Annotated in this window: 25 protein-coding genes; 9 read left to right on the top strand and 16 right to left on the bottom strand. The window is 63.8% G+C overall.

Features of this window, described 5'->3' with window-relative positions:
* Positions 1 to 167 precede the first annotated feature (167 nt).
* Positions 168 to 1,376, top strand: a complete 1,209-nt coding sequence (locus ACOABP_RS00645; protein WP_474226538.1) for an MFS transporter — start codon at positions 168 to 170, stop codon at positions 1,374 to 1,376.
* A gap of 75 nt (positions 1,377 to 1,451) precedes the next feature.
* Here the strand turns inward: ACOABP_RS00645 and ACOABP_RS00650 are convergent, their stop codons facing one another.
* The gene (locus ACOABP_RS00650; protein WP_474226539.1) at positions 1,452 to 1,961 is read right to left on the bottom strand and encodes a DUF1993 domain-containing protein; all 510 of its coding nucleotides are present in this window, start codon (positions 1,959 to 1,961) and stop codon (positions 1,452 to 1,454) included.
* A 148-nt stretch (positions 1,962 to 2,109) separates the two neighbouring features.
* Positions 2,110 to 3,153 (bottom strand): endonuclease/exonuclease/phosphatase family protein, encoded by a 1,044-nt coding sequence (locus tag ACOABP_RS00655; protein ID WP_474226540.1) that lies wholly within the window; start codon positions 3,151 to 3,153, stop codon positions 2,110 to 2,112.
* A 210-nt stretch (positions 3,154 to 3,363) separates the two neighbouring features.
* Between ACOABP_RS00655 and ACOABP_RS00660 the strand changes: the two genes are divergently transcribed.
* From ACOABP_RS00660 to ACOABP_RS00670, 3 genes are all read left to right on the top strand, one after another.
* Positions 3,364 to 4,887 (top strand): MFS transporter, encoded by a 1,524-nt coding sequence (locus ACOABP_RS00660; RefSeq protein ID WP_474226541.1) that lies wholly within the window; start codon positions 3,364 to 3,366, stop codon positions 4,885 to 4,887.
* Positions 4,888 to 4,957: 70 nt separating this feature from the next.
* Positions 4,958 to 6,190 (top strand): amidohydrolase family protein, encoded by a 1,233-nt coding sequence (locus ACOABP_RS00665; RefSeq protein WP_474226542.1) that lies wholly within the window; start codon positions 4,958 to 4,960, stop codon positions 6,188 to 6,190.
* A 154-nt stretch (positions 6,191 to 6,344) separates the two neighbouring features.
* The gene (locus tag ACOABP_RS00670) at positions 6,345 to 7,520 is read left to right on the top strand and encodes a GGDEF domain-containing protein (RefSeq protein WP_474226543.1); all 1,176 of its coding nucleotides are present in this window, start codon (positions 6,345 to 6,347) and stop codon (positions 7,518 to 7,520) included.
* A 153-nt stretch (positions 7,521 to 7,673) separates the two neighbouring features.
* Here the strand turns inward: ACOABP_RS00670 and guaA are convergent, their stop codons facing one another.
* From guaA to guaB, 3 genes are all read right to left on the bottom strand, one after another.
* On the bottom strand, positions 7,674 to 9,293 hold the full coding sequence (gene guaA, locus ACOABP_RS00675) for a glutamine-hydrolyzing GMP synthase (RefSeq protein ID WP_474226544.1): 1,620 nt from the start codon (positions 9,291 to 9,293) through the stop codon (positions 7,674 to 7,676).
* On the bottom strand, positions 9,268 to 9,960 hold the full coding sequence (locus ACOABP_RS00680; RefSeq protein WP_474226545.1) for a hypothetical protein: 693 nt from the start codon (positions 9,958 to 9,960) through the stop codon (positions 9,268 to 9,270). Before ACOABP_RS00680 ends, guaA begins: the two co-directional genes overlap by 26 nt.
* A gap of 94 nt (positions 9,961 to 10,054) precedes the next feature.
* The gene (guaB, locus tag ACOABP_RS00685; RefSeq protein WP_066735295.1) at positions 10,055 to 11,518 is read right to left on the bottom strand and encodes an IMP dehydrogenase; all 1,464 of its coding nucleotides are present in this window, start codon (positions 11,516 to 11,518) and stop codon (positions 10,055 to 10,057) included.
* A 115-nt stretch (positions 11,519 to 11,633) separates the two neighbouring features.
* Between guaB and ACOABP_RS00690 the strand changes: the two genes are divergently transcribed.
* Complete coding sequence (locus tag ACOABP_RS00690) at positions 11,634 to 12,596, top strand: DMT family transporter (protein WP_474226546.1); 963 nt, start codon at positions 11,634 to 11,636, stop codon at positions 12,594 to 12,596.
* Positions 12,597 to 12,689: 93 nt separating this feature from the next.
* Entirely contained in the window at positions 12,690 to 13,232 is a 543-nt protein-coding gene (locus tag ACOABP_RS00695; RefSeq protein WP_474226547.1) for a DUF4124 domain-containing protein, read from the top strand.
* 37 nt (positions 13,233 to 13,269) lie between these two features.
* On the opposite strand, the gene ACOABP_RS00700 is transcribed toward ACOABP_RS00695, so the two are convergent.
* Positions 13,270 to 13,629, bottom strand: a complete 360-nt coding sequence (locus ACOABP_RS00700; protein WP_474226548.1) for an RnfH family protein — start codon at positions 13,627 to 13,629, stop codon at positions 13,270 to 13,272.
* Positions 13,613 to 14,053, bottom strand: a complete 441-nt coding sequence (locus ACOABP_RS00705; protein ID WP_066735285.1) for a type II toxin-antitoxin system RatA family toxin — start codon at positions 14,051 to 14,053, stop codon at positions 13,613 to 13,615. Before ACOABP_RS00705 ends, ACOABP_RS00700 begins: the two co-directional genes overlap by 17 nt.
* A 186-nt stretch (positions 14,054 to 14,239) precedes the next feature.
* Between ACOABP_RS00705 and smpB the strand changes: the two genes are divergently transcribed.
* Entirely contained in the window at positions 14,240 to 14,689 is a 450-nt protein-coding gene (gene smpB, locus ACOABP_RS00710) for an SsrA-binding protein SmpB (protein ID WP_066735282.1), read from the top strand.
* A 50-nt stretch (positions 14,690 to 14,739) separates the two neighbouring features.
* Here smpB and ACOABP_RS00715 read toward each other — a convergent pair whose 3' ends face one another.
* The 3 genes from ACOABP_RS00715 to ppsA form a co-directional block, all read right to left on the bottom strand.
* Positions 14,740 to 15,678: an SPFH domain-containing protein gene (locus ACOABP_RS00715; protein ID WP_474226549.1), complete on the bottom strand. Its 939-nt coding sequence runs from the start codon at positions 15,676 to 15,678 to the stop codon at positions 14,740 to 14,742.
* Positions 15,679 to 15,741: 63 nt separating this feature from the next.
* Entirely contained in the window at positions 15,742 to 16,167 is a 426-nt protein-coding gene (locus ACOABP_RS00720; protein WP_474226550.1) for an NfeD family protein, read from the bottom strand.
* A gap of 179 nt (positions 16,168 to 16,346) precedes the next feature.
* Positions 16,347 to 18,731 (bottom strand): phosphoenolpyruvate synthase, encoded by a 2,385-nt coding sequence (gene ppsA / locus ACOABP_RS00725; RefSeq protein WP_474226551.1) that lies wholly within the window; start codon positions 18,729 to 18,731, stop codon positions 16,347 to 16,349.
* A 379-nt stretch (positions 18,732 to 19,110) separates the two neighbouring features.
* Here ppsA and ppsR point away from each other — a divergent pair, with 379 nt between their 5' ends.
* Together ppsR and ACOABP_RS00735 are read left to right on the top strand one after the other, a co-directional pair.
* Entirely contained in the window at positions 19,111 to 19,923 is an 813-nt protein-coding gene (gene ppsR, locus ACOABP_RS00730; protein ID WP_066735263.1) for a posphoenolpyruvate synthetase regulatory kinase/phosphorylase PpsR, read from the top strand.
* Positions 19,924 to 20,005: 82 nt separating this feature from the next.
* Positions 20,006 to 20,530, top strand: coding sequence for an ABC transporter C-terminal domain-containing protein (locus ACOABP_RS00735; protein WP_474226552.1), 525 nt, complete (start codon positions 20,006 to 20,008; stop codon positions 20,528 to 20,530).
* 12 nt (positions 20,531 to 20,542) lie between these two features.
* On the opposite strand, the gene ACOABP_RS00740 is transcribed toward ACOABP_RS00735, so the two are convergent.
* Genes ACOABP_RS00740 through lpxD form a run of 6 tightly spaced genes read right to left on the bottom strand, consistent with a single transcriptional unit; the run spans position 20,543 to position 25,639 of the window.
* Entirely contained in the window at positions 20,543 to 21,325 is a 783-nt protein-coding gene (locus tag ACOABP_RS00740; protein WP_474226553.1) for a TrmH family RNA methyltransferase, read from the bottom strand.
* 9 nt (positions 21,326 to 21,334) lie between these two features.
* Positions 21,335 to 22,015: a ribonuclease HII gene (gene rnhB, locus ACOABP_RS00745; RefSeq protein ID WP_474226554.1), complete on the bottom strand. Its 681-nt coding sequence runs from the start codon at positions 22,013 to 22,015 to the stop codon at positions 21,335 to 21,337.
* On the bottom strand, positions 22,015 to 23,223 hold the full coding sequence (gene lpxB, locus ACOABP_RS00750; protein WP_474226555.1) for a lipid-A-disaccharide synthase: 1,209 nt from the start codon (positions 23,221 to 23,223) through the stop codon (positions 22,015 to 22,017). The genes rnhB and lpxB overlap by 1 nt, the downstream gene beginning before the upstream one ends.
* A 13-nt stretch (positions 23,224 to 23,236) precedes the next feature.
* Positions 23,237 to 24,040, bottom strand: coding sequence for an acyl-ACP--UDP-N-acetylglucosamine O-acyltransferase (lpxA, locus tag ACOABP_RS00755; RefSeq protein ID WP_474226556.1), 804 nt, complete (start codon positions 24,038 to 24,040; stop codon positions 23,237 to 23,239).
* 43 nt (positions 24,041 to 24,083) lie between these two features.
* Positions 24,084 to 24,536: a 3-hydroxyacyl-ACP dehydratase FabZ gene (gene fabZ / locus ACOABP_RS00760; protein ID WP_061958372.1), complete on the bottom strand. Its 453-nt coding sequence runs from the start codon at positions 24,534 to 24,536 to the stop codon at positions 24,084 to 24,086.
* Complete coding sequence (gene lpxD, locus ACOABP_RS00765; RefSeq protein WP_474226557.1) at positions 24,533 to 25,639, bottom strand: UDP-3-O-(3-hydroxymyristoyl)glucosamine N-acyltransferase; 1,107 nt, start codon at positions 25,637 to 25,639, stop codon at positions 24,533 to 24,535. The genes fabZ and lpxD overlap by 4 nt, the downstream gene beginning before the upstream one ends.
* Positions 25,640 to 25,656: the final 17 nt, after the last annotated feature.

The following is a 25,656-nucleotide window of genomic DNA, read 5'->3' on the forward strand; positions in this document are numbered from 1 at the left end:
GTATCAAGAACATAGGGTTTCTGCTAAGTCCATCGTAAATTGCCGCGTCGGCTCGGTCTGGCGCCACTTTATTGATTTCAGATCAAATATCTTCTTCGGATCGGCGGCTTTTTCTGCAACAAAGGCGCTGGCACACTGCGCTCCAACCTTGAATCCCGGAGCTTGCCATGCCCGTTGCCCTGCTGGCGCTGACAATCAGCGCCTTTGCCATTGGAACCACCGAATTCGTGATTGTCGGCCTGATTCCCACCATCGCCGCCGACCTGCATATCAGCGTGCCGTCGGCGGGCCTGCTGGTCAGCCTCTATGCACTAGGCGTGGCCGTGGGCGCCCCGGTGCTGACCGCGCTGACCGGGCGCCTGCCGCGCAAGGCGCTGCTGCTCTCGCTGATGGCGCTGTTCACCGCCGGCAACCTGCTGGCCTGGCAGGCGCCAAGCTACGAATCGCTGGTGGCCGCCCGCGTGCTGACCGGCCTGGCGCACGGTGTGTTCTTTTCGATCGGATCGACCATCGCCACCAGCCTGGTGCCCCGCGAGAAGGCCGCCAGCGCCATTGCCATCATGTTCACGGGCCTGACGGTCGCACTCGTTACCGGCGTGCCGCTAGGTACGTTCATCGGCCAGCACTTCGGGTGGCGCGAGACATTCCTGGCAGTCTCCGCACTCGGTGTGATCGCGTTTGTGGGCAGCCTGCTGTTCGTCCCATCAACCATTCGCCATGCCGCGCCGGCATCGCTGCTGCAGCAAGCGCGCGTGCTCGCCGAACCACGCCTGCTGCTGGTCTATGCCAAGACAGCCATCGGTTACGGCGGATCGTTCATCCCGTTCACGTTCCTGGCGTCGATCCTGCAGGATGTTTCGGGATTCAGCGCCGGCGCCGTGGGCCTGGTCATGCTGGTGTACGGCATCTCGGTCGCCATCGGCAACATCTGGGGCGGCCGCCTGGCCGACCGCCACGGCCCGATTGCAGCGCTGCGCATCGTATTTCTGCTACTCGCTGCCGTGCTGTTCGTACTGACCTTCACTGCGCCGCATCGCTGGCTGGTGCTGGCCACGGTACTGGCCTGGGGCGCCGTTGCCTTCGGCAATGTGCCGGGCCTGCAGGTCTATGTGGTCAAGCAGGCGGAACACCACACGCCGCAGGCAGTGGACGTGGCGTCGGGACTCAACATCGCCGCGTTCAACCTGGGCATTGCCGGTGCGGCATGGGCGGGCGGCCTGGTCGTCGAGCACTTTGGCCTGATGCATACGCCGTGGATCGGCGCGCTGGTGGTGCTGGTTGCCTGGGCGCTGACGGAAGTCAGCGGCCGGCTCGACCGCGCCGCGGGCATCGACGTGCGCGCCGGCGACATGCCTGCCGGAGCCCTGCAGCACTGAGACAGAACGTCGAACGCGCTGGACGCGCACCAGAAAAACGGGCCTCGCGGGCCCGTTTTTCCGTGGCAATCAGGATCAGCGCGGCGCGCCCAGGAAATCCATCTTGCCGATCTGCACGCCCTTGTGACGCAGCAGATCGTACGCCGTGGTCACATGAAAGTAGAAGTTCGGCAGCGCAAACCCGAGCGTGTAGCTCTTGCCATCGAAGGTCACCGGGCCGCCGCGCAGCTTCAGTTCGACCACACGCGTTTCGCTGCCATCGAGCTGCTCCGGACGGATCGACTTCAGGAAGCCTACCGTCTTGGCAATGCGCTCCTGCAGTTCAGGGAACGTGGCCTCGTTGTCCGGATACGACGGGATGTCGATACCTGCCAGCCGTGCCGCGCAGCCCTTGGCCGAATCGCTGGCCCGTTGCACCTGCGCCGGCAGCGCATCCATGTCGGCAATCAGACGCGTCTGAATCAGTTCGGCCGCGTCCATGCCCTGCGCCTGCGCATGGGCCGCGCCTTTTTCGAGGATGGCGGACAGGTTCGTCAGGGCCCGGATAAACACCGGGATCGATACGTCGTACATCGAGAGGGCCATGGGGGCTCCTTGGATGGTCGTGGGAAGAATCGTGGGACGTCGTGGCATGTGCGTAGTCCGACGGCGCGTGGCGCAACGTGCGCTGCTGGCGGGCGCCTGCCGGTGTCGCAGGCGAGAGCATAGACCGGAACCGCCGGGTCTGCTCGGGCTAGCCACCAAGCCCCGCGAGCCATGCATCCGCATCGTCGATACCGAACTCGATCCACATCGGCAGGTGGTCGCTGATGCGATAGGTACGCCAGTCCTTGAAGCTGCGCCCGGGGCGTGTCTGCCGTTCGGACGCGTAGGCGTCGGCATCGGCCAGACGATAGACGTGCTCGTACACGTCGAACACGCCGGCACGGCCGGTGGGCGCCATGCGCGACAGCCGCCGGAGATAGGCGATCTGGTCGTAGTGCCGGTTCTTGTCCACATTCGATCCGGGCACGGTCTGCAGCGACTCGGGCACGACAAACCCTGCCCGCGTGATCGCTTCCATCGTCACGTCGCGCCGGTTGAAGATGTTGAAGTCACCCAGCAGGATCAGATTACCCGGATCAGCCTTCACGCCGGGCGCCGGCTGCGGCGCAGCCGACAGCTTGCCGGCCGCCCTTGCAATGGTCTGGCTGAAGGCTGTGATCTCCGCCAGCCGGCGCGCGTCGTCGGGCTTGCCGGTACCGTAGTAAATATGGACCGTGGCAAGCGTCAGGTATGCCCATCCGGCCTGGAACCCCGCCAGGTAAGGCGAGCGCGCCAGCTGTACCGGCGCCGGCCCCGCCCTGCCCGTCCTGGGCAGCACCAGTTCGGCAGCCAGCCCGGTGAAGCGCACCTTGCGGCGGTCGTACAGGTAGGCCATGCGCTCGGCATTGCCAGACCTGCCCAGCGTGACATCGGTCACCAGGTAGCCCCACCACGGCCCAAGCATGCGCTTCAGCCGCTGCAGCGGGTACAGGCCATCCCTGACTTCCTGGATGGCAATCAGGTCGAAGCGGCTCAGCACTTCGGCGATATAGAGGTAGGACTCGTCCGAGCGGTAACCGTACTTGCCGCTGTCGAACTCCCGGATATTCCACGTCGCCAGCAGCAGCGTATCGGTGGCCGTGCGCGCGGGGATGTCGTCCGCCAGCGCCCGGCGCAACCGCGTCAGGCCCTCGATGGTGCGGGCGCGCGCACGTGCGTCGGCGATGTCGGCAATGAAGTCGTAGTGGGTCATCGGGCGGCGCCACGTTGAGAGCCGGCCATCGTCAGCGCCACAAGTACTACCTGCATTGGCCTGCATCAATCCTGCTGCTGGATGCCGCGAATTCCAGCGGACTACGATGCCGCACCGGCACCCATGATCCGCGTCAACGCCTCTGCATCCCCCCGGAAATACGATGGCTCGCACCGTTGACTACGCAACGACCATCAAGGGACAGACGACATGAACCATGCCACTGGTAGTACCGCAGGAAATCCTGAAGCTGGGCGATCGCCAGCATCCAAGCCCGCGCAACCGCCAAACTTCGCCGGCAATGACCGGGTTCTGTTCGGCATCGTCCTGGGCGTACTGACGTTCTGGCTATTCGCCCAGACCACGCTGAACATTGCGCCGGACATGGGCGACGCGCTTGGCCTGTCGCCCACCACGATGAACATCGCCGTCGCCATCACCGCGTTGTTCTCGGGCATCTTCATCGTCTTCATGGGTGGCATTGCCGACCGCGTGGGGCGCTACCGCATCCTGCAACTCGGCTTTTGCCTGAGCATCGCGGGTTCGCTGCTGGTGGCGCTGGCCCCTGCGGGCGCGCTGGCGATACCCTGCCTGCTGGCCGGTCGCGCGCTGCAGGGGCTGTCGGCGGCGTGCATCATGCCGTCGAGCCTGGCGCTGATCAAGACGTACTGGGCCGGCGCGGCACGTCAGCGCGCCATCAGCATCTGGTCGATCGGTTCGTGGGGCGGCTCGGGCGTTTGCGCCATCTTCGGCGGCATGGTCTCGGCGCAGTTCGGCTGGCGGGCCATCTTCTTCCTGTCGGTAGTGGCGGCCGTGGCCGGCCTGTTGATGATCCGGGGCACGCCTGAAAGCCGGGCCGAGGATCGGCGCGACGCGAAGGTGGACCGCAAGGGCATCTTCACGTTCATGATCACGATGATCGCGCTGCAGGTGGTGGTCACGCAGGGTGCCCGGTTCGGCTGGACCAGCGTCAACACGCTGTTGCTGGCGGCCGCCGTGCTGATCTTCGGCTTCATCTTCCTGCGCCACGAAGCCCGCGCGGCAGACCCGTTCATCGACTTCAAGCTGTTCCGCAGCCGCATCTACACCGGCGCGACGATCTCGAACTTCATGCTCAACGGCGTGGCCGGCACCTTGATCGTGGTCATGCAGTTGGCGCAACTGGGCGGCAAGATGAGTGCGCAGCAGGCCGGCGTACTGACCATCGGCTTTGCCATCACGATCATTGCGTTTATCCGCGTGGGCGAAAAGCTGCTGCAGCGCTTTGGCGCCCGCAAGCCGATGCTGTGGGGCTGCGCGCTGACCGCCGCGTCGGTGGTCTGCCTGGCGATGACACAGCTGACGCTCGCCGACTACCGGATCGTCGCCACGATCGGTTTTGCGCTGCAGGGCATCGGCCTGGCCTTCTATGCCACCCCGTCCACCGATGCCGCGCTGTCTGCCCTGCCAGAGGACCAGGCAGGCGCGGGTGCCGGCATCTACAAGATGGCATCGTCGCTGGGCGGCGCCTTTGGCGTGGCCATTTCGGCGGCCATCTTCACTGCTGTGCGCACCCACCCCGAAGGTGGGTCGATGCTGGAAGGCCTGATCCAGTTCCAGGGCGCCCAAGACCAGGTAGCCGTGCGGACGGCAGCCATCCTGGCACTGACATTCAACCTTTGCATGGTCGTGGTGGCGGCCATTTCGATCATGGCGACCATCCCGCGCGCCAAACCCAGCCAGCCAGCCCGGTGATGGGCCGGCACTGCCGCAGCTTCAGTGCTGCATCTTCGGATTTTGTGTCTTCAACAAGGAGGCCTGTTCCATGTCTGCATCTATCGTTCTCATTTGCGGCAACCTGTTCGACGGCCTCGGCGACACCTTGCAGGGGCCCGCCGAAATACTGATCGAACACGACACGATTGCCGCCATCGGCCCATCGGTCGCGCGGCCGCGCGATGCCCGCGTGATCGACCTGTCCCATCGTACGGTCGCACCCGGCTTCATCGACACGCATGTCCACCTGTTCCTGGACGGGATGAACCTGAAGCAGCAGATCCTGCAGTCCAGCGCCGGCAAGGCGCTGGCCGGTCTGAGCCTGGCCCGCGAGTACATGCGTCATGGCTTCACCACCCTGCGCGACCTGGGCACGTTCGACGATGACTGGCCGGGCCTGGAACTGCGTAACGCCATCAACGCGGGGCGCCTGGCCGGGCCCCGCCTGTTCGTGGCGCCGCATATGATCAGCGGATCGGGCGGCCATGCCGACATGCAGGGCGCGCTGCCCTGCCGTTGTCATCTGGGGCTGTCGAAGACGGCCGATTCGCCAGCGGAAATCCGCAAGCAGGTGCGTTGCCAGGCGGCGCATGGCGCCGACTGGATCAAGACCATGAACACTGGCGGCTACATGAGCTTTGGCGACGACCCGGCGCGCGTAACGTGGTTCGAAGAGGAAATGGAGGCCGCGGCGGCCGCCGCCCATCAGCTCGGCATTCCGGTTTCGGTACACACCGGCGCCGCCGAAGGCTGCAAGCAGGCCCTGCGCGCCGGCGCACGCAGCCTGGAGCATTGCTATCTGATCGACGATGAGGGCATTTCGATGGCCGAGGCTTCGGGCGCGTTCCTGGTGCCGACCATGCAGATGACGCTGGAAGACAAGGCCATGCTGGCCGCCAACACGCTGCCGCCGCAGGCGGTCTGGAAGTTCACGCGCGACCTGCCCGAGATCGAGCGGGCCCAGCGCCGCATGGCCGACAGCCACGCCAATATCGCGCTGGGCACCGACTGCGGCATGTTCCCGTTCTCGCGCGGTATTCTGGAATTCCAGGCCATGGTGGCAGCCGGCCTGACACCGGCCAGGGCGCTGCGCGCCGGCACCAGCGTGGCAGCCGCACTGCTGCAACGCCCGGACATTGGGGCACTGGAAGTCGGACGCCAGGCCGATATCGTGGCGATGCCTGGCGACCCTCTGGCCGATATCGCCGCCACGGCTCAGGTGGACTTTGTCATGCGAGGCGGACGGATCTACCGGTTCGGCGATCTCGACCTGCCGGGCTGAGGGCGCCGCCTCAGCCCCTCAGCCGCTTCGGCCGAAATACCGGAAACGTCGAAACTCCATCCGGAGATCTTCGGAACCATCCACGGCCTGCCGTAATTCCAACGTAGAATTCGACAGCCGGCGCCCAGCATCGGCGCAATGTCTTTACATCTGGATGTACGTCGATCTCCTTACCCTTTATCTTCTGGCAATTGGAACACTGCTCGCCAGCGCGGGCATGATGTTCTGGGAGCATCTGGCCAACCCTCGGCACAGCAAGGCCCTGCGCATTCTGTCGGCGGGATTCACCACGCTCGCCATCGGCTGCACGGCCGTACTCTTCCGGCGCGCCGCCCCAGGAGTGCTTGGTTCAGCACTCGCCAACCTGGTCATGCTTTGCGGCTACCTGCTGATTCTCAATGGTGTCGCAGCGTTAAGTGGACGGCGCTATCGCATTACCATCGGCGTCGTGCTGATCGTCATGGCTTTGGTATGGGCCGTTTCAGGCACGCGGTGGATGGACGCGATGTGGAACTACGGCAGCGCCTTGCCGATTGCCATCATCAGCGCCATGACGGCGCGGGAAATGCAGCGCTGTGAGGCGATGAAGCCGTTCTTCGCGCGACACATCGTCGTTGCCGTGGCGGGCATCCATGCCGTGATCTACGCCGGACGGTGCTTTGCGCTGCCCTGGCTCGTGTCGGCGTACGGGCCTGCCATGCAGGCCATCGCCAGCAAGATCACCATGTACGAGGGCGTCCTGTATTCGGTGATCCTGCCCATGACGATCCTGAAGCTGATCCGCGAAGACAGCCACACCCTGTTGCTGAAGGAGTCTCAGACCGATTACCTGACCCGACTGGGCAATCGTCGATGGTTTTTCGAACAGGGCAAACACATTTTGGCTGCCGAAGACCTGCGCAGGCCGGTAGCGGTACTGGCCTTCGACCTGGATCAGTTCAAGGCCATCAACGACCGCTACGGCCATCAGGCCGGCGACGAGGTACTGAAATCGTTTGCGGAGATCGCCCGCGGCGTGATGGGGCCGGACATCCTGCTGGCGCGCATTGGCGGCGAGGAATTCGCTGCGTTGCTATACGGCACCGACGCGCACCGCGCCAGAACGCTCGGCGAGACCGTAGCGGCGCAGTTTGCCGAGAATATCGCCGGCCGGATCGGGGGTATGAGCATCCCGGCTACCGTCAGCATCGGACTGGCTCAGTTCGAAGAAGAAACACCAGTGCTCAGTGACGCACTTGTCGCCGCGGACCAGGCGTTGTACCGGGCCAAGGCCTTGGGAGGAAATCGTCTGGAGATCGCGCGGATCGAGGAGCGGTCGGCTGCGACGTAAGGGAGCCCTGGAGGGGCCGTGGAGGCCGCGTGAGGGCGTGAGGCGGGGTGTGAGACAGGTCATAGGGGCGGAGACCAGCAGGTATCCGCCCGACCGGAGACAGGAACCGGCGCATCCGGCCGCCCTACGCGCCAGATGGCCTGTATCCCCGGATTATTCCCACTCGATCGTTGCAGGCGGCTTGCCCGATACGTCGTACACCACACGGTTCAACCCGCGCACCTCGTTGATGATGCGGTTCGAGCAGCGGCCCAGCAGCGCGTACGGCAGGTGCGCCCAGTGTGCGGTCATGAAGTCCGTGGTCTGCACGGCGCGTAGCGCTACCACGTAGTCATACGTGCGGCCATCGCCCATCACGCCCACCGACTTCACCGGCAGGAACACGGCAAAGGCCTGGCTGGTCAGGTCGTACCAGCTCTTGCCCACCTGGTGCGGCTCGCACAGGCCAGCGGCTGCATCCTGTTCCGTGGCGATGGTCTTGCGCAGTTCCTCGATGAAGATCGCGTCGGCGCGGCGCAGCAGATCCGCGTAATCGCGCTTGACTTCGCCCAGGATCCGCACGCCCAGGCCCGGGCCCGGGAACGGATGGCGGTAGACCATCTCCGGCGGCAGCCCCAGCGCCACGCCCAGCTCGCGCACTTCGTCCTTGAACAGGTCGCGCAGCGGCTCCAGCAGCTTCAGGCCCAGCGTCTCCGGCAGGCCGCCCACGTTGTGGTGGCTCTTGATGGTGGTCGCCTTCTTGGTCTTGGTGCCGCCCGATTCCACCACGTCCGGGTAGATCGTGCCCTGCGCCAGCCACTTGGCATTGCTCAGCTTCTTCGCTTCGGCCTGGAACACTTCCACGAACTCGCGGCCGATGATCTTGCGCTTCTGCTCGGGGTCGGTCACGCCGGCCAGATGGCCCAGGAACTGCTCCGAAGCATCCACGTGGATCACCTTCGCATGCAGGCGGCCGGCGAACATGTCCATCACCATCTTGCCTTCGTCCAGGCGCAGCAGGCCGTGGTCGACAAACACGCACGTCAGCTGGTCGCCGATGGCGCGATGGATCAGCGCGGCGGCCACCGACGAATCGACGCCACCGGACAGGCCCAGGATCACCTCTTCATCGCCCACCTGCTCGCGGATCTTTGCAACGGCCTCGGCGATATGGTCGTGCATGACCCAGTCGGCCTTGGTGCCGCAGATCTGCAGCACGAAGCGCTCGAGCATCTCGCGGCCCTTCGGCGTATGCGTCACTTCGGGGTGGAACTGCACGGCGTAGTAGCCGCGTGCCTCGTCGGCCATGCCGGCGATCGGGCAGCTCGGCGTCGATGCCATCAGCTTGAAGCCGTCGGGCAGCGTGGTCACCTTGTCGCCGTGGCTCATCCAGACCTTCAGCATGCCGTGGCCTTCCGGCGTGCTGAAATCCTCGATGCCCTTGAGCAGGTTCGTGTGGCCATGGGCGCGCACTTCGGCATAGCCGAACTCGCGCGAATCGCTCCATTCCACCTTGCCGCCCAACTGCACGGCCATGGTCTGCATGCCGTAGCAGATGCCCAGCACCGGCACGCCCAGGTCCCACACGGCCTGCGGCGCGCGCAGCTGGTGGTCTTCGTAGGTGCTGGCGTGGCTGCCGGACAGGATCACGCCCTTCGGTGCGAACTCGCGGACGAATTCGTCGGTAACGTCGTTCGGGTGGATTTCGCAATAGACATGCGCCTCGCGAACGCGGCGGGCGATCAGCTGCGTGACTTGCGAACCGAAATCAAGAATGAGGATTTTGTCGTGCATGATTGGCAGTGGGCAGTGCGTCCGGATCGGGTTCGGTCATGACTTCGGTGCCCGGGCCATAGCCGGGCGGCGGCGTGATGACCGGCTCGCGCCGGTATTCGGGGGATGCGGGGGACGCGGCGGATGTTGCCGGGCGCGCGGGACGGCCCATGCCGCTCCCGGCAACGTCGGTCACGTCGCCTACGTCTGTTACGTCAGTTACGTCGTTCGGATAGCTGGCACCGGCCACACGCGCATCGCGGTCAGCCTTTGCCTGATCGGCCAGCGCCCGTTCGCGCAGGCGCACCTTCTTGGCCGCCGGGATCTGCACGATGGCGAAGAACAGCAGCATGGCCGCCATTGTCAGCAGCCAGACCTTGCCGGCGGGCTGGACGGGCATGTCCAGGAACAGCGTCCACGCGGCAACCAGTATTGCGCTGGCCAGATTGATCAACCCGGCGACGCGCGCCACGGGCACCGTCATATGTCCATTGAATGTGGCCGTGAACAGCAGCCACGACATGCCGAGCGTTGCCACGCCAAGCAGCTGCCCGAACAGGGCCGGCTCCGGCACCGGCAGTTGCAGCGCGGCGTACAGCGTGGTGAACGGCGACATCAGCAGCAGCAGGCCAAGCAGCAAGTCGAGCAGCGCGTCGAAGAACAGCACGGCTCGCAGCAATACTTTCATGGGTGCTCCTTATTGCGGCGCGGCCGCGCAGGCCCCGTCAACCTCGACAGAACCGGCGCGGCCGTGGTGCCCGTCAGGGCAGGCCAGATCGACATCAATCGATATGGTAGTTCGGCGCTTCCTTGGTGATCTGCACGTCGTGGACGTGCGATTCGCGCATGCCCGCCGCAGTGATCTGCACGAACTCGGCCGATTCGTGCCACTGCGGAATCGAGCTGGCGCCGCAATAACCCATCGACGCGCGGATGCCGCCGGTCAGCTGATGGATGATTGCCTGCACCGGGCCCTTGTACGCGACGCGGCCTTCGATGCCTTCCGGCACCAGCTTGTCGACGTTGGCGGTGTTGTCTTCCTGGAAGTAGCGGTCAGCGGCGCCGTCCTTCATCGCGCCAACCGAACCCATGCCGCGGTAGCTCTTGAACGAGCGGCCCTGGAACAGGAACACCTCGCCCGGGGCTTCCTCGGTACCCGAGAACATGCCGCCCATCATCACGGTGTGGGCGCCGGCCGCCAGGGCCTTCGCCACGTCACCCGAGTAGCGTACGCCACCATCGGCGATCAGCGGCACGCCCGTGCCCTTGAGCGCTTCGGCCACGTTCGACACGGCGGTGATCTGCGGCACACCCACGCCTGCCACGATGCGCGTCGTGCAGATCGAGCCCGGGCCGATACCGACCTTGACGCCATCGGCGCCATGCTCGACCAGTGCCAGCGCGGCGGCGCCGGTGGCGATATTGCCGCCCACCACCTGCACCTGCGGGAAGTTCTGCTTGACCCAGCGCACGCGGTCCAGCACGCCCTGGCTGTGGCCGTGCGCGGTGTCCACCACGATCACGTCGACGCCGGCCTTGACCAGCAGTTCCACGCGTTCGTCGTTATCCGGGCCCACGCCCACTGCAGCACCTACGCGCAGCTGGCCGTGCGCATCCTTGCTGGCCAGCGGGTTGTCCACGGCCTTCTGGATATCCTTCACGGTGATCAGGCCGCGCAGTTCGAATGCGCCGTTGACCACCAGCACACGCTCCAGGCGGTGGCGGTTCATCAGGCGCTTGGCTTCGTCCAGCGGCGCGCCTTCGGCCACCGTCACGAGCTTCTCGCGCGGGGTCATCTTGGCACGCACGGGTGCGTCCAGTTCTTCCTCGAAACGCAGGTCGCGGTTCGTGATGATGCCAACTACGGTCTTGCCCTCGAGCACCGGGAAACCCGAAATGCCGTGCTGCTGCGACAGCGCGATCACATCGCGAACCTTCATGTCCGGCGAAATGGTGATCGGATCACGCAGCACACCCGATTCGTAGCGCTTGACGCGCGCCACTTCACGGGCCTGGTCGGCGGGCTTCAGGTTCTTGTGAACGATACCGATACCGCCGGCCTGTGCCATGGCAATGGCAAGGCGCGCTTCCGTCACCGTATCCATGGCGGCGGACAGCAGCGGAATGTTGAGTTCGATCGAACGGGTCAGTCGGGTGCGGAGGGAAACATCCCGGGGCAGGACGGCCGAATAGGCCGGGACGAGCAGCACGTCATCGAATGTGAGTGCTTTCTGGACAAGACGCATAGCGAATCCTCTAGGCGCAAAAGCAGATTATACAGGAATGCAGGATTTGCTGATGCGTTGTTGCAAGCCGTTTGCTATTCTCGGCCACCTTTTTCAAGCAAGGCATCTGGAGACCATGGGAATCGGCGTACTGTGCGGCCTGCTGGCGGGCGCGTTCTGGGGGATGGTGTTTATCGCGCCCAAGCTGCTGCCGGCATTCTCCCCGTGGGAACTGGCGATTGGCCGATACCTGGCGTACGGCATGGTCGCCCTGATCGCAGCCCTGCCGCTGATGCGCCGCATCGCCCGCAAGCTCACGCGGGCCGACTGCGTGGCGCTGCTGCGGCAGGCCTTTACCGGCAACCTGCTCTATTACGTGCTGCTGGCGTTTGGCGTGCAACTGGCCGGCGTGGGCCCCACGTCGCTGATTATCGGCATCCTGCCGATCTCGGTCACACTGATGGGCCGGCGCGACCATGGCGCGGTGCCGTTGCGCCGTCTGGCACTGCCGCTGCTGGTGGTGGCGGCCGGGATTGCGTGCATCAACGTCGACCTCTTCGGTGGCGGCGGCGGTGCGCACGGCGCGGCCGTGGCGGATGCGGCGATCCGTTCCGTGTGGCAGAAGATTGCCGGCGTGCTGTGTGCGGCCGGGGCGCTGGTCTGCTGGACGCTCTACGCCGTGGACAACGCGCGCTACCTGCAGCGCCACCCGCACTTCAGCGGCAACGAGTGGTCGGCGCTCTATGGGCTTTCCACCGGCCTGGTGTCGCTGGTGCTGGCGATTGCCGGCTGGCTCGTGTTCGGCGACCTGCTGACTGCCCCGGGCAGCACCCGGGACTGGCAGTGGTACTGGACCGTCAATGCCGCGGTGGCGCTCGGAGCGTCGCTTATTGGCAACAATCTCTGGAACATTTCGAGCCGCCGATTGCCGCTGACGCTGTCCGGTCAGATGATCGTCTTCGAGACGCTGTTCGCGCTGGCATACGGGTTTGTGTTCGATCACCGCTGGCCACGGCCACTGGAAATCGCCGCAATCGTATTGCTGATGGCCGGCGTGGCCTGGTCCGTCCGCTTGCATGCGACGGACAAGTCTCAGTAGACTAGCGGCCAATGCCGGGTGGGTCACTTCGAAAGTCAACCCCACTGGCGTCTGATGCCCACACAACCCGCTCGACCCGTTCACGCCTTCGCCATGAAACGATCGTCCGCGCTGTACCTGCTGATTACCGCCAGCCTGGCCATTCCGGGCACCGCCTTCTCCCAGTGGCAATGGAAGGACGCCAACGGCCGCACGGTCTATAGCGATGTTCCGCCGCCGCCGTCCATCCCGGAACGGGCCATCCTGGCCGCCCCGGGCCGCGTGGCCGGCGCCTACCGCCCGCTGGAAACGGAAAACATCAAGGCAGACGCAAAGACCGGCCCGGCCGGTGGCCCGCGCATGCAGGCGGTCAGCGCCAAGACCCGGTCCGACAAGCCTGCGGACGCCGACGCGGCATTCCGCGAGCGCCGGGACGCCCGGATCAAGGCCGATCTGGAAGCCGCCACCAAGGAACGCGACCAGCTGGCGCGCGACGAAAGGTGCCAGCAGCTGCGCAATTACGCCACCGGCCTGAGCGCCGGCGTGCGGGTGTCGCGGTCTGGTGCGGACGGCGCCCCGGTGCGCCTGAACGAAGACGAGCGCTCGGCCGAACTGGCGCGCACCAACGATTCGATCAACCAGCAGTGCAGCAGCTGACAGGCTGATACCCTGAAGGCAGGGTTGCCGTCGTTTTTCAGGCGCCCTGCCCGCCTCCGCCCCGCAGCCATTTCTGGCCCTCGCGCATCCCGGACGCCCGGGTTTTCTGCACGCGTTTGCGCCGCGCCGTCTTCGGATCGGCCGTCAGGACACGGTAGACCTCCACCCGATCGCCTTCGCGCACTACGGTTTCCAGCGTCTTGAGCTTGCCGTAGATCCCCACGCGCATCGTCGTGGGATCCACTTCATGGTGCGCATCTGTCAACCCGCTGGACTGGATCGCAGCGACAATGGTCGTGCCCGCCGGGACGGCGATTTCCTTCAGGAAAACAGCATCCGGGCATGCATAGCAGACCGAAACATGCACGGTTGCGGGTGCCTCAGCCCTGCTTTGCATAGACCACCTCGGCCCGTTTCACAAAGGCATCGACAAACGTATTGGCGATCACGCTGAACGCCGGACCGATGATTTTTTCGAGAATGACACTCGAAAACTCGTAGTGCAGGTGAAATTCGATCTTGCAGGCATCGGCACGCAGCGGCGTGAACCGCCAGGACCCATTGAAGGTCTTGAAAGGACCGTCGGCGAACGTCATATCGATACGTGTCGGACGTTCCTGGGTATTGCGCGTATGAAAGTACTGCTTGATGCCGCTGAAGTGGATATGGATCTTGGCATCGAGCAGCGTGTCGGTCTGCTCGAAGACCTCCACGCCACCACACCATGGCAGGAACTTGGGATAGTCCTCCACGCGCGTGACCAGGTCGTACATCTGTTCGGCCGAAAAGCCGAGCAGGACGGATTTATGGACGTCTGCCATGTATACGGATTGCGGGCGCCTCGGGGCTGGGCCGGGCCGGAGCGGTTTGCTAAAATCAGGATTTTAGCCGACAGCCGCGAACACGGCACGCCCTGGTGTGCTCGGCCGCAGCCATGTTGCTGCGCACCCTCACCGCCGCCGCCCTGCCAGGCCGCGCCGGCCCATATTTAGGAAATCACCTCCCGCATGACGATCGCTGACAACAAGAAGGCCTTTTTCGACTACTTCATCGAAGAGCGCTATGAGGCCGGGATCGTGCTGGAAGGCTGGGAAGTCAAGGCGATCCGCGCCAACCGCGTGCAGATCAAGGAAGGTTACGTGGTGGTGCGCAATGCCGAGATGTTCCTGATCGGCGCGCATATCAGCCCGCTGCAAAGCGCCTCCACGCACGTCACGCCCGACCCGGTGCGTACCCGCAAGCTGCTGCTCAAGGCCGACGAAATCAAGAAACTGATCGGCAAGGTCGAGCAGCGCGGCTATACACTGGTGCCGCTGAACCTGCACTACACCCGAGGCCGCATAAAGTGCGAAATCGGCCTGGGCAAGGGCAAGAAGCAGTTCGACAAGCGCGAGACCGAAAAGAATCGCGACTGGCAGCGCGAAAAAGCGCGGCTGATGAAAAGCGAAAAGGAATGAAAAACGGAGGCCTCGGCCTCCGTTCCTGTTTCCGCTGATTCACAGTGGGATCAAAGCACCTTCTCGGCCGTCTGGCCCTTCACGATCTGCAGCGCCGAGGCAATCATCGAGCTCATTTCGCCCAGATTGCCCGGCACGATCAGCGTATTACCCTGTTTGGCCAGGTTGCCGAAGGCCGCCACATATTCCTCGGCCACCTTCAGGTTGACCGCCTCCGACCCGCCCTCGCCGCGAATGGCGTGGCCGATCTTCTCGATCGCCTGAGCATTGGCCTCGGCAACCGCCAGAATCGCGGCGGCCTCGCCCTGGGCCCTGTTGATGGCCGCCTGTTTTTCGCCTTCGGACTTCTGGATGGCCGCTTCCCGTGCGCCCGACGCCAGGTTGATCTGCTCCTGGCGCTTGCCCTCGGACGCGGCGATCAGGGCGCGCTTCTCGCGCTCGGCCGTAATCTGCGCCTGCATCGCGTGCAGGATCTCCTTCGGAGGCGTCAGGTCCTTGATCTCGTAGCGCAACACCTTCACGCCCCAGTTGGCCGCCGCTTCGTCCAGCGCGTTGACCACGCTGTGATTGATGAACTCGCGCTCCTCGAACGTCTTGTCCAGTTCCAGCTTGCCGATGACCGACCGCAGCGTGGTCTGCGATAGCTGCGTGATCGCCACCACGAAATTGCTCGAACCGTACGAAGCCTTCATCGGATCGGTCACCTGGAAGTACAGCACGCCGTCGACCTGCAACTGCGTGTTGTCCTTGGTAATACAAACCTGGCTCGGCACATCAAGCGGAATTTCCTTGAGAATGTGCTTGTAGGCGACGCGGTCGATAAACGGCACCACAATCGACAACCCGGGCGTCAGCGTCGCATGGTAGCGGCCCAGGCGCTCCAGCACCCAGGCATGCTGCTGCGGCACGATCTTGATGGACTTCGCGATCAGTACGATGGCGGCAATAAGCAGAATCAGCGGAAACAGACCAAGCTGATAGGCAAGCATGTACGACTCCCGTCAAAGAGAAAACTACAAGGCGAAGAACAGCGGTACGTCGGCGGCACCAGGCTAGCGCGGCGACACGATGAGCGTGGCGCCACGGACCTCGACAATCCTGTAGCGACCCGGCGCGGGATCGGTGCCCGGCGCCAGTTCCACCGTCCAGTCGGCGCCACGATATGGCACGCGGGCGCGCCGGAAGGCATCCCAGGCGGACACTTCGACTTCCTGTCCGATATCGAGGTTCACGTCGGGATTGGACGCGGCATCGCTGCGACGCAGCTTGCCGAAACGCGTACGCCGCAGCCCTGCGATGGCCGCGATGGCGACCACCGCCGCCGTGACCGTCTGCATGGGCACCTCGGCACCGAGTAGCGCAGCAATGCCCCCGGCCGTCACCCCGCAGGCGACCATCAACAGGTAAAACGTGCCGGTAGCCATCTCCGCGATCACCAGCACCACGGACGCGGCAAACCAAAAGTAGTACGACGTCATCCCGTTCCTTTCCAGCCAGCAAAACACCAGCCCGAAAAAACAAAACCCCCGCCAAACGCCTGCGGCGTCTGCGGGGGCAGTTGGAACACCTGACCGCAGGGCCGGTGCCACACGGCGCGCCAGCCAAGCAGGCCGGGCGCCGTTAGTTCGGGTACGTCGCTATTGTGACGCGAAATGCCTTAGGAAGCCAGTTGCTGCCAGGTTTCCACCACCGAATCAGGATTCAGCGAGATCGACTTGATGCCTTCCTTGGCCAGCCATGCCGCAAAGTCCGGATGGTCCGAAGGACCCTGGCCGCAGATACCGACGTACTTGTCCAGGCGCAGTGCCGTGGAAATGGCGCGCTGCAGCATGAAGCGCACGGCCGGATCGCGCTCGTCGAAGTCCTTTGCCAGCAGTTCCATGCCCGAATCGCGGTCCAGGCCCAGCGTCAGCTGCGTCAGGTCGTTCGAACCGATCGAGAAACCGTCGAAGAACTGCAGGAATTCCTCGGCCAGAATCGCGTTCGACGGCACTTCGCACATCATGATGATGCGCAGGCCGTTTTCGCCGCGCTTCAGGCCATGCTTGGCCAGCAGTTCGATCACGCGCTCGGCCTGGCCCAGCGTACGTACGAACGGCACCATGATCTCGACGTTGGTCAGGCCCATCTCGTCGCGCACGCGCTTCATGGCCTTGCATTCCATCTCGAACGCCTCGGCGAAGTCGTCCGCGATGTAGCGCGAAGCGCCACGGAAGCCCAGCATCGGGTTTTCTTCGTCCGGCTCGTAGCGCGAACCGCCGATCAGCTTCTTGTACTCGTTCGACTTGAAGTCGGACAGGCGCACGATCACGGGCTTCGGATAGAACGCGGCACCGATCGTGGCTATGCCTTCGGCCAGCTTGTCCACGTAGAACGCACGCGGACTGGCGTGACCACGGGCCACCGATTCCACGGCCTTCTTCAGGTCGGCATCGACCTGCGGGTAGTCCAGAATCGCCTTCGGGTGAACGCCGATGTTGTTGTTGATGATGAATTCCAGGCGGGCCAGGCCGACGCCGTGGTTCGGGATCTGCGCAAAATCAAACGCCAGCTGCGGATTGCCAACGTTCATCATGATCTTGGTCTCGATCTCCGGCATTTCGCCGCGCGTGACCTCGGTGACTTCCGTTTCGAGCAGACCGTCGTAGATACGGCCTTCGTCGCCCTCGGCGCACGACACCGTCACCAGCGTGCCATCCTTCAGCAGGTCGGTGGCATCGCTGCAACCGACCACTGCCGGCACACCCAGTTCACGCGCGATGATCGCGGCGTGGCAGGTACGGCCGCCACGGTTCGTGACGATGGCCGCGGCACGCTTCATCACCGGTTCCCAGTTCGGGTCGGTCATGTCGGCCACCAGGACGTCGCCCGGCTGCACGCGCTCCATCTCGGACGGATCGTTGATCACGCGAACCGGCCCCGTACCGATCTTCTGGCCAATGGCGCGGCCGCTGGTCAGCACTGCCGAGGTGCCCTTCAGCTTGAAGCGCTGCTCGGCCTTGCCAGCCGACTGGCTCTTCACGGTCTCCGGACGTGCCTGGAGGATATAGATCTTGCCGTCCTTGCCGTCCTTGCCCCACTCGATGTCCATCGGGCGGCCATAGTGCTTCTCGATGATCATCGCGTAGCGGGCCAGCTCGTTCACATCGTCATCGCTGATCGAATAGCGGTTGCGCAGCTCGGGCGGCACGTCCACGGTCTTCACGCGGCCAGCTTCGCCCGGCTTGGTGAATTCCATCTTGATCAGCTTCGAGCCGATCGAACGGCGGATGATCGGGTACTTGCCGGCCTGCAGCGTCGGCTTGAAGACGTAGAACTCGTCCGGGTTCACGGCGCCCTGCACGACCGTCTCGCCCAGGCCGTAGCTCGAGGTGATGAACACCACGTCCGGGAAGCCCGATTCGGTATCGATCGTGAACATCACGCCCGAGGCAGCCAGATCCGAACGGACCATGCGCTGCACACCGGCCGACAATGCCACCACGTCATGGGCAAAGCCCTTGTGAACGCGGTAGGAAATGGCGCGGTCGTTGTACAGCGACGCGAACACATGCTTGATCTTGTCGAGCACGTCGTCGATGCCGCTGACGTTGAGGTAGGACTCCTGCTGGCCGGCGAACGATGCGTCCGGCAGATCTTCGGCGGTGGCCGACGAGCGCACGGCGAACGATGCCTCGGCGCCTTCGCGCGCCGACACACGAGCATAGTGCTCGCGGATTTCCGCTTCGAGTCGCGGCTGGAACGGCGCGGCGGCCACCCAGTTGCGGATCTCGCCACCAGCCTCGGCCAGGGCCTTCACGTCGTCGACGTCGAGCGTCTTCAGGCGTTCGGAAATGCGGGCGGTCAGGTTGTTGTGTTCGAGGAAGTCGCGGAATGCCAGTGCGGTGGTGGCAAAACCGCCGGGAACGCGCACACCGGCACCCGCCAGCTGCGAGATCATCTCGCCGAGCGACGAGTTCTTGCCGCCGACGGTCTCCACGTCCTGCATGCGCAGTTCTTCGAACGGCAGCACGTAGGCGCCGTTATCTACCTGGTTGGTCATAAAAGCCTCAAAACAAAGTAAGAAATCTTTTGCACCGACCGGTATGTTGTTGGCGTTCTGTCCCCGGCGGATCGCTTGGCTGAACAATTCCGTGTGGTATCGGACGTTTCCGATACTGCAATGCACATTGTCGACAATCCGGCCGCAAATCGTTGCGTGACCGGAATTGGCGGAATTGCTTAGCCAAAAGATCGCCGCTATTCTACCGTGCCGCACCGCACTTTCGCTCAGCGGCTGCTCCAAAAATAATTGTTCAGACATGTCCTTGCCCGAAGCGCCTGACGCGTCGCAACCTGCGCCGGCCCTGACTTCCCAGCCTTCTTCCTCCCCGGCCGGCTCCCAGCCAGCGGCCGCGGCGGCTCCTGCCGATCGCCCTGCCGTGCGTACGGTTTTTATTGTGTCGGATGGCACAGGCATCACCGCCGAGACGTTCAGCCATTCGATCCTGGCCCAGTTCGAAATGCGCTTTCGCAAGGTGCGCATGCCGTTCGTCGACACGCCGGAAAAGGCACATGTGGCCGTCAGCAAGATCAACGAGGCGTTCTACAACGAGGGCGTGCCGCCCATCGTCTTCACCACGCTGGTCAACGCCGAGTCCAACAAGGCGATGCGCCGCGCCAAGGCCATGATCCTGGACATGTTCCAGACATTTATCGAGCCGCTGGAGAAGGAACTGGGACTGAAGTCCACGCACGCCATCGGCCGGTTCCACCAGAATGCAGATACCGAGGCCTACAAGAACCGGATCGAGGCCATCAACTTTTCGCTGGCGCATGATGACGGGCAGTCACACAAGAACCTCGAGGAAGCCGATGTGATCCTGGTTGGCGTGTCGCGCAGCGGCAAGACACCGACCAGTCTGTACCTGGCGATGCAGTACGGCCTCAAGGCGGCCAACTATCCGCTGATCCCCGACGACTTCGAGCGTGGCCGCCTGCCCTCGGCGCTATACGCGTTCAAGCCGAAGATTTTCGGGCTGTCGATCGATCCGCAGCGGCTGACGGAAATCCGCAACGAACGCCGGCCGGGCAGCAAGTACGCGGCAGTCGAGAACTGCCGCTACGAGGTCAACGAGGCCGAAGCGATGATGCGTCGCGAGGGCATCAAGTGGCTGTCGTCCACGCACAAGTCGATCGAGGAAATTGCAACGACGATACTTCAGGAAATCAAGGTCGACCGCGACAACTATTGAGCGTGATTTTTGAGAATCGTCTTCTTGGCGGGTGATGGCTGGAGGTGAAAGATGACGTCATCGACGTTTTCTTTCGCGAACCATGCCCATCACCATGACAGCAGACCGGTTTTCCAGTCTCCCCGACCCTGCCGATCCAGACCACGCGCAACCGCAGCGTCATGCGCCCCGTCATGACTGGCGCATAGCCGCCACCATCTTCACCGCCGTTTTCGTCGCTCTCGGGGGCGTATTCGCCATCCTCGAATACTCCGCCCGCCGAACCGACAAGACGAACGAGAACATCTACTACCGGTTCAATATGGTGGATGAACGGCTTGGTGTGATGAATCGCCAATTCCAGGCCGCAGACAAGCGATTCGACCGAATCGACCGCCGATTCGATGGCATCGATCGCCGTATCGAAAGGCTGGAAGTAAAGGTGGACGAGGGCTTCGCCAGGGTGGACGAGCGTCTTGCCAAGGTTGACGAGCGCTTCGACAAGCTTGAGGCGAAAGTCGACAAGAAGTTCGACCAGCTGAGGGGTGTCCTGCAGACACTGATCGACCAGAAGGCTTCGTCCGGTACCGCGGCTTCCGGCCAGGCACGGGGCAATCGCCCGCGCTAGCGGCCTATGCGTTTAACCCGCCCGCCGCTGACGCACGGTTTCAAACAGGCAGACGGCGGTGGCTGCGGCGACGTTCAGCGATTCCAGGCCACCAGGCTGCGGAATGCCAACCTTGCGCGATACGCGTGCCATCCACTCCGGGCTGACGCCTGCACCCTCGTTGCCGACCACCCAGCCTACCGGCTGGCGGAGGTCCGTATCGAACACAGTGGCGTCGGCATGCGAGGACGTCGCGAGCAGCGGCACAGCCAGCCGGGCCGCGAGCATTTCGAGCGTGCAGTGCTCGACGATATTCAGGTGGAAGTTCGCGCCCATGCCGGCACGCAGCGTCTTGACCGACCAGGCGAACGCACAGCCCGTGGTCAGGAATGCATGGGGGATTCCCGCCGCCGCGGCGCTGCGAAGGATCGACCCGACGTTGCCGGCATCCTGGACCCCGTCGAGGATGATGCAGTCCGTATCGATCTGCGCGGGCAAATGGCCGGCCGGCGTGTCGATCACGAACAGCAGATCGATACCGTTAGCCACGTTGCTGATCTGGCTGAACAGTGCATCGGCCAGCACGACGACGCGCTCGGGTTCGACCTGATCCAGCAACGGCCGCACTTCGGCATGGTCATAATGACGCTCGCTCACGACACACGAGGCTGGTTGCCCCAATGCAGCGACGTAGGCCTGTGCCAGATGCACGCCGTCCAGCACGGATTGCCCGGCCTTTCGACGTTGATGCGTAGAGCCCGTCAGGGCCTTCAGGTGCTTGAACAGCGCGTTATCGCGCGAAGTGACGTGCTTCAAGGAGGTGTCTTAGAAAGGCGGAGTTTCCTGAGCCTGGGTCAGTGCGTTGACGCGTTCCAGGGCCAGACGGACTGGCGCGAACGACCGCCGGTGATGCGGTGTGGGACCGTGCCGGTCCAGCGCTGCGAAATGTTGCGGCGTGGGATAGCCGAAATGCGAGTCAAAGCCGTAGTCGGGGTACTGCGCGTGCAACTCCACGAGATTGCGGTCACGCGATACCTTCGCGAGGATCGATGCTGCCGAAATGGCTCGCACCTTGGCGTCTCCCTTGACGATCGCCTCCACAGGATAGGCCACTTGCGGGCAGCGGTTGCCGTCGACCTGCACCAGATCGGGAATCACACCCTTGGCGGCGAGCCCCTGGACGGCTCGCTGCATGGCAAGCATTGATGCATGGAGGATATTGATCGAATCGATTTCCTCGACCGTGGCATAGGCGATGTGCCAGCCAAGCGCACGCTCGCAAATTCGCTCGAACAGGACTTCGCGCTTTGCCGCAGTCAGGATCTTCGAGTCGGCAAGCCCCCGAATCTGTCGATCCGGATTCAACACGACAGCGGCGGCGTACACGGGCCCAGCCAGTGGGCCCCGCCCGGCCTCGTCCACGCCACAAAGGCGTTGGACCACGGCGACCGTTTGCGTCAGCTCAAGCCCCATCTGGCCGACGTTGACAGCCTTGACGCGCGGCATCACACGGCTCCCCGAGTGTGGAGCAGATCCGCCACGACACCGGCTGCCAGCCGGGATGTGTCACGCTTCAGCGTTTCATGCATGGTCGTGAAATGTTCGCGCAGGAACGCAATATTGCCTTCATCATTGAGTTGCAGCAGCGTTTCACGCGCGAGGGCCTCTGGCGTGGCGTCGTCCTGCAGCAGTTCGGGCACCACGAAGCGCCCCGACAGAATATTAGGCAGTCCCACGTACGGCAGATATCCCTGCCGCTTCATGATTTGTGCGGTCAGCCAGGGCACTTTGTACGAGATCACCATCGGCTTCTTGTACAGCGCGGCTTCCAGCGTGGCCGTGCCGCTGGCCAGCAGGATGACGTCCGCCGACTCCATCGCCAGATGTGATTGACCATCCACAATCGTCAGGTCGATTTCCGGGTGTTGCGCGTGCAGTCCCTCGACAATCGCATGCAGCGCCGGAGAGGCAGCCGGCAACACAAATGCCAGATTGCCGTCCATGCGATGCATGCGCGACATGGCCTCGAAAAATGTGGCGCCTAGATTGCGTACTTCAGACTGTCGGCTGCCGGGCAGCACGGCCACGATGCGCTTGCCTTCCGGCAACCCGAGCTTCGCGCGAGCCCCTGCCACATCGGGCACCATGGGAATCACATCGGCAAGGGGGTGGCCAACATATGTGGCCGGAATACCTGCCTTGGCGTAGATCTCCGGCTCGAACGGGAACAGGCAAAGGATGTGGTCGACCGCCCGGGCAATCGTGCGAATGCGACCGGCCCGCCAGGCCCAGATCGAGGGGCTGACAAAATGCACGACGGGAATGCCGGCGCGGCGCAGCGGAATTTCGAGGCCGAAATTGAAATCCGGCGCATCGACACCGATAAAGCACAGCGGCGGTTGGGCCAGCAACTGGTCGCGGATGGCGCGCCGCGTGGCCAGGATCTCGCGCAAAGACCCCAGAACTTCCACATAGCCGTTGACGGAAAGGGTTTCCATCGGCCAATGCGAGACGAACCCTTGCGCCATCATGCGGCGGCCGCCGATGCCGGCGTAGTCGACCGACTCGCCAAGCCGTGCGTACAACCCCTCCAGCAACAGCGAAGCCAGCAGATCGCCGGATGCCTCGCCGGCGACCATGGCAATCGTGCCACGCTTGTTTACATGAGCCTCCGCGTCAGCGGGAAGCACGGCCTGCATGGCTGCCTCGACCATGTCCGGCTGACGTCTAGCGCACGATGCCGCGTTGGGTCGCGGCGAGGAATTCGACAAAGGCCTTCAGCGGCGTTCCCGTGGTGGCGTCCGACTGACCAAGCATGGCCGAAATCTCGTTGCGGGCATCGTCGAAGCTCAGGTCGGACTTGTACAGCAGCTTGTAAGCCTGACGCAGCGCCGCGATCTGGGCCGCATCGAAGCCGCGGCGACGCAGGCCCTCGACATTGATACCGTGCGGCGTAGCCTTGTTGCCGCTCTTGTCGCTGGCAGCGATCACGAACGGCGGTACATCCTGGACCAGCGCCGAAGCACCGCCAAGCATGGCATGCGCGCCGATACGCACGAACTGATGCACACCGCTCATACCGCCAAGAATCGCCCAGTCGCCCACTTCCACGTGGCCCGCAATCTGCGCATTGCTCGAGAACACCGTGTGGTTCCCCACGCTGCAGTCGTGCGCGATATGCACGTACGCCATGATCCAGTTATCGCTGCCGATGCTGGTCACGCCGCGATCCTGCACGGTACCCGTGTGAATCGTGGTGAATTCGCGAATCGTGTTGCGATCGCCGATCTCGAGCCGGGTCGGCTCGTTGGCGTACTTCATGTCCTGCGGCACCCCGCCCACCGAGGCATAAGGCCCGATGCGGTTCCCTTCGCCGATCGTGGTATGTCCCTCGACCGTGGTATGCGAGCCGATCCGCGTGCCACTGCCAATGCGCACGTTCGGACCGACGATCGAGAACGGGCCGACTTCTACATCGGCGCCAAGTTCAGCCTTCGGGTCGACCAGTGCGGTGGGATGGATTTGCGTCATACGTACTGTCCTGTGCTTTCAGTTCTGCTCGGTATCAGGAGGATCAAGCCTCGGCCTGCTTGACCGTGCACATCAGCTCGGCTTCGCAGGCAACCTCGCCATCAACGGTGGCGCTGGCCTTGAATTTCCAGATACCGCGGATGTAGCGTTCCACGGTCACGTTCAGATGCAGCTGGTCACCGGGATACACCACGCGCTTGAAGCGGGCGCCGTCGATGCCGACGAAGTAGTACAGCGCGCCTTCCTTGCGCTCCATGTCGGCGCCAAAGGTCAGCAGGCCGGCCGATTGCGCCAGCGCTTCAAGAATCATGACACCCGGCATCACCGGTTGTTCCGGGAAGTGGCCCATGAAGTACGGCTCGTTGATCGTCACGTTCTTCAGGGTCTTGATCCGCTTTTGCGGTTCGAACTCGAGCACGCGGTCGACCAGCAGGATCGGATACCGATGCGGCAGCAGCTTCAGGATCTTGCGGATGTCGATGTCGGAGGCTGTCATGATGATTTCTCTTCGTCTTGTTTGCTATTGACCCCGGCGGACGCGCCGCGCAGCCGGCGTTCCAGTTGCACCACTCGCTCGCGCAGCTTCGACAGGCCGCGCACGATGGCCGCGTTGCGTTCCCACTCGCCATGCGATGTGAACGGGAACACGCTGGTGAAATGCCCACCGGGTTTTGTAATCGATTTGGTAATCGAGGTACCGCCAGACACTGTGGTCCGGTCGGCGATATTCAAATGGCCGGAAAAATTGGCCGCGCCGCCAATCACGCAGAACCTGCCGATCTTCGTACTGCCCGAAACCGCGGCCGTGCCGGCGATCACGGTATGCGCGCCGACATGGACGTTATGCGCGATCTGCACCTGGTTATCGATCTTGCAGCCGTCCTCGATCACCGTGTCGGCCATCGCCCCGCGGTCCACGCAGGTATTGGCGCCGATCTCCACATCGTTGCCCAGCACCGCCCGTCCCACCTGGGGGATCTTGACGTACTCGACCCCGGCCGGGCCGATATCGGGTGCAAATCCAAAGCCGTCGGCACCGATCACGGCGCCGCTGTGCAGGATGTTGCGCGCGCCTACCACGCAACGATGATAGACAGAAACATTGGCGTAGATGAGGGTATCTTCGCCGATCTGCGCGCCTGCGCCGATAAAGGCATTTGCCAGGACACGAACCCGCTCGCCCAAACGCGCCCCGGCTTCGATCACCACGTTTGGACCGATGAAGCACGACGCCGGAACGACGGCATCGGCTGCCACCGTGGCTCGCGGGTCGATGCCAACACGAGAATCGGCATTGGCAATGCGATCGAAGCGCTGTGCCACGCGCGCAAAGCAGACGTACGGATTCCGCGCCACCAGCCAGTTGCGGCCGTCAGCCTGCCCGTCCGCGCGAATGCGCTCCAGGTCTGCCGGCGACACGATCACGGCACCGGCCTTCGAGGCCAATGCCTGCGCCAGGTAGAGCGGATTGGAAAGAAACGACAGATCGCCGGGACCGGCCTGGTCAAGCGGCGCCAGACCGCCCACGGCCAGGTCGGGATCACCCACAACCTGCGCGCCGTTCTCGGTGGCGAGCTGACCCAGTGTGGGTGTCTGCATGGCGGTACTTCCTTGAT

Source organism: Cupriavidus sp. HE11, from assembly GCF_056097175.1.

What these genes read in the sequence shown, in the direction of transcription:
- lpxD (WP_474226557.1), bottom strand. Translation starts at nt 25,639, where the DNA reads ATGCAGACACCCACACTGGGTCAGCTCGCCACCGAGAACGGCGCGCAG.
- ACOABP_RS00650 (WP_474226539.1), bottom strand. Translation starts at nt 1,961, where the DNA reads ATGGCCCTCTCGATGTACGACGTATCGATCCCGGTGTTTATCCGGGCC.
- ACOABP_RS00720 (WP_474226550.1), bottom strand. Translation starts at nt 16,167, where the DNA reads ATGACGTCGTACTACTTTTGGTTTGCCGCGTCCGTGGTGCTGGTGATC.
- ACOABP_RS00690 (WP_474226546.1), top strand. Translation starts at nt 11,634, where the DNA reads ATGGGAATCGGCGTACTGTGCGGCCTGCTGGCGGGCGCGTTCTGGGGG.
- ACOABP_RS00735 (WP_474226552.1), top strand. Translation starts at nt 20,006, where the DNA reads ATGCCCATCACCATGACAGCAGACCGGTTTTCCAGTCTCCCCGACCCT.
- ACOABP_RS00700 (WP_474226548.1), bottom strand. Translation starts at nt 13,629, where the DNA reads ATGCAAAGCAGGGCTGAGGCACCCGCAACCGTGCATGTTTCGGTCTGC.
- ACOABP_RS00660 (WP_474226541.1), top strand. Translation starts at nt 3,364, where the DNA reads ATGAACCATGCCACTGGTAGTACCGCAGGAAATCCTGAAGCTGGGCGA.
- ACOABP_RS00695 (WP_474226547.1), top strand. Translation starts at nt 12,690, where the DNA reads ATGAAACGATCGTCCGCGCTGTACCTGCTGATTACCGCCAGCCTGGCC.
- ACOABP_RS00655 (WP_474226540.1), bottom strand. Translation starts at nt 3,153, where the DNA reads ATGACCCACTACGACTTCATTGCCGACATCGCCGACGCACGTGCGCGC.
- ACOABP_RS00715 (WP_474226549.1), bottom strand. Translation starts at nt 15,678, where the DNA reads ATGCTTGCCTATCAGCTTGGTCTGTTTCCGCTGATTCTGCTTATTGCC.
- ACOABP_RS00645 (WP_474226538.1), top strand. Translation starts at nt 168, where the DNA reads ATGCCCGTTGCCCTGCTGGCGCTGACAATCAGCGCCTTTGCCATTGGA.
- smpB (WP_066735282.1), top strand. Translation starts at nt 14,240, where the DNA reads ATGACGATCGCTGACAACAAGAAGGCCTTTTTCGACTACTTCATCGAA.
- guaA (WP_474226544.1), bottom strand. Translation starts at nt 9,293, where the DNA reads ATGCACGACAAAATCCTCATTCTTGATTTCGGTTCGCAAGTCACGCAG.
- guaB (WP_066735295.1), bottom strand. Translation starts at nt 11,518, where the DNA reads ATGCGTCTTGTCCAGAAAGCACTCACATTCGATGACGTGCTGCTCGTC.
- fabZ (WP_061958372.1), bottom strand. Translation starts at nt 24,536, where the DNA reads ATGACAGCCTCCGACATCGACATCCGCAAGATCCTGAAGCTGCTGCCG.
- ACOABP_RS00705 (WP_066735285.1), bottom strand. Translation starts at nt 14,053, where the DNA reads ATGGCAGACGTCCATAAATCCGTCCTGCTCGGCTTTTCGGCCGAACAG.
- ACOABP_RS00680 (WP_474226545.1), bottom strand. Translation starts at nt 9,960, where the DNA reads ATGAAAGTATTGCTGCGAGCCGTGCTGTTCTTCGACGCGCTGCTCGAC.
- rnhB (WP_474226554.1), bottom strand. Translation starts at nt 22,015, where the DNA reads ATGCCGCGCGTCAAGGCTGTCAACGTCGGCCAGATGGGGCTTGAGCTG.
- ACOABP_RS00665 (WP_474226542.1), top strand. Translation starts at nt 4,958, where the DNA reads ATGTCTGCATCTATCGTTCTCATTTGCGGCAACCTGTTCGACGGCCTC.
- lpxB (WP_474226555.1), bottom strand. Translation starts at nt 23,223, where the DNA reads ATGGTCGAGGCAGCCATGCAGGCCGTGCTTCCCGCTGACGCGGAGGCT.
- lpxA (WP_474226556.1), bottom strand. Translation starts at nt 24,040, where the DNA reads ATGACGCAAATCCATCCCACCGCACTGGTCGACCCGAAGGCTGAACTT.
- ppsA (WP_474226551.1), bottom strand. Translation starts at nt 18,731, where the DNA reads ATGACCAACCAGGTAGATAACGGCGCCTACGTGCTGCCGTTCGAAGAA.
- ACOABP_RS00670 (WP_474226543.1), top strand. Translation starts at nt 6,345, where the DNA reads ATGTACGTCGATCTCCTTACCCTTTATCTTCTGGCAATTGGAACACTG.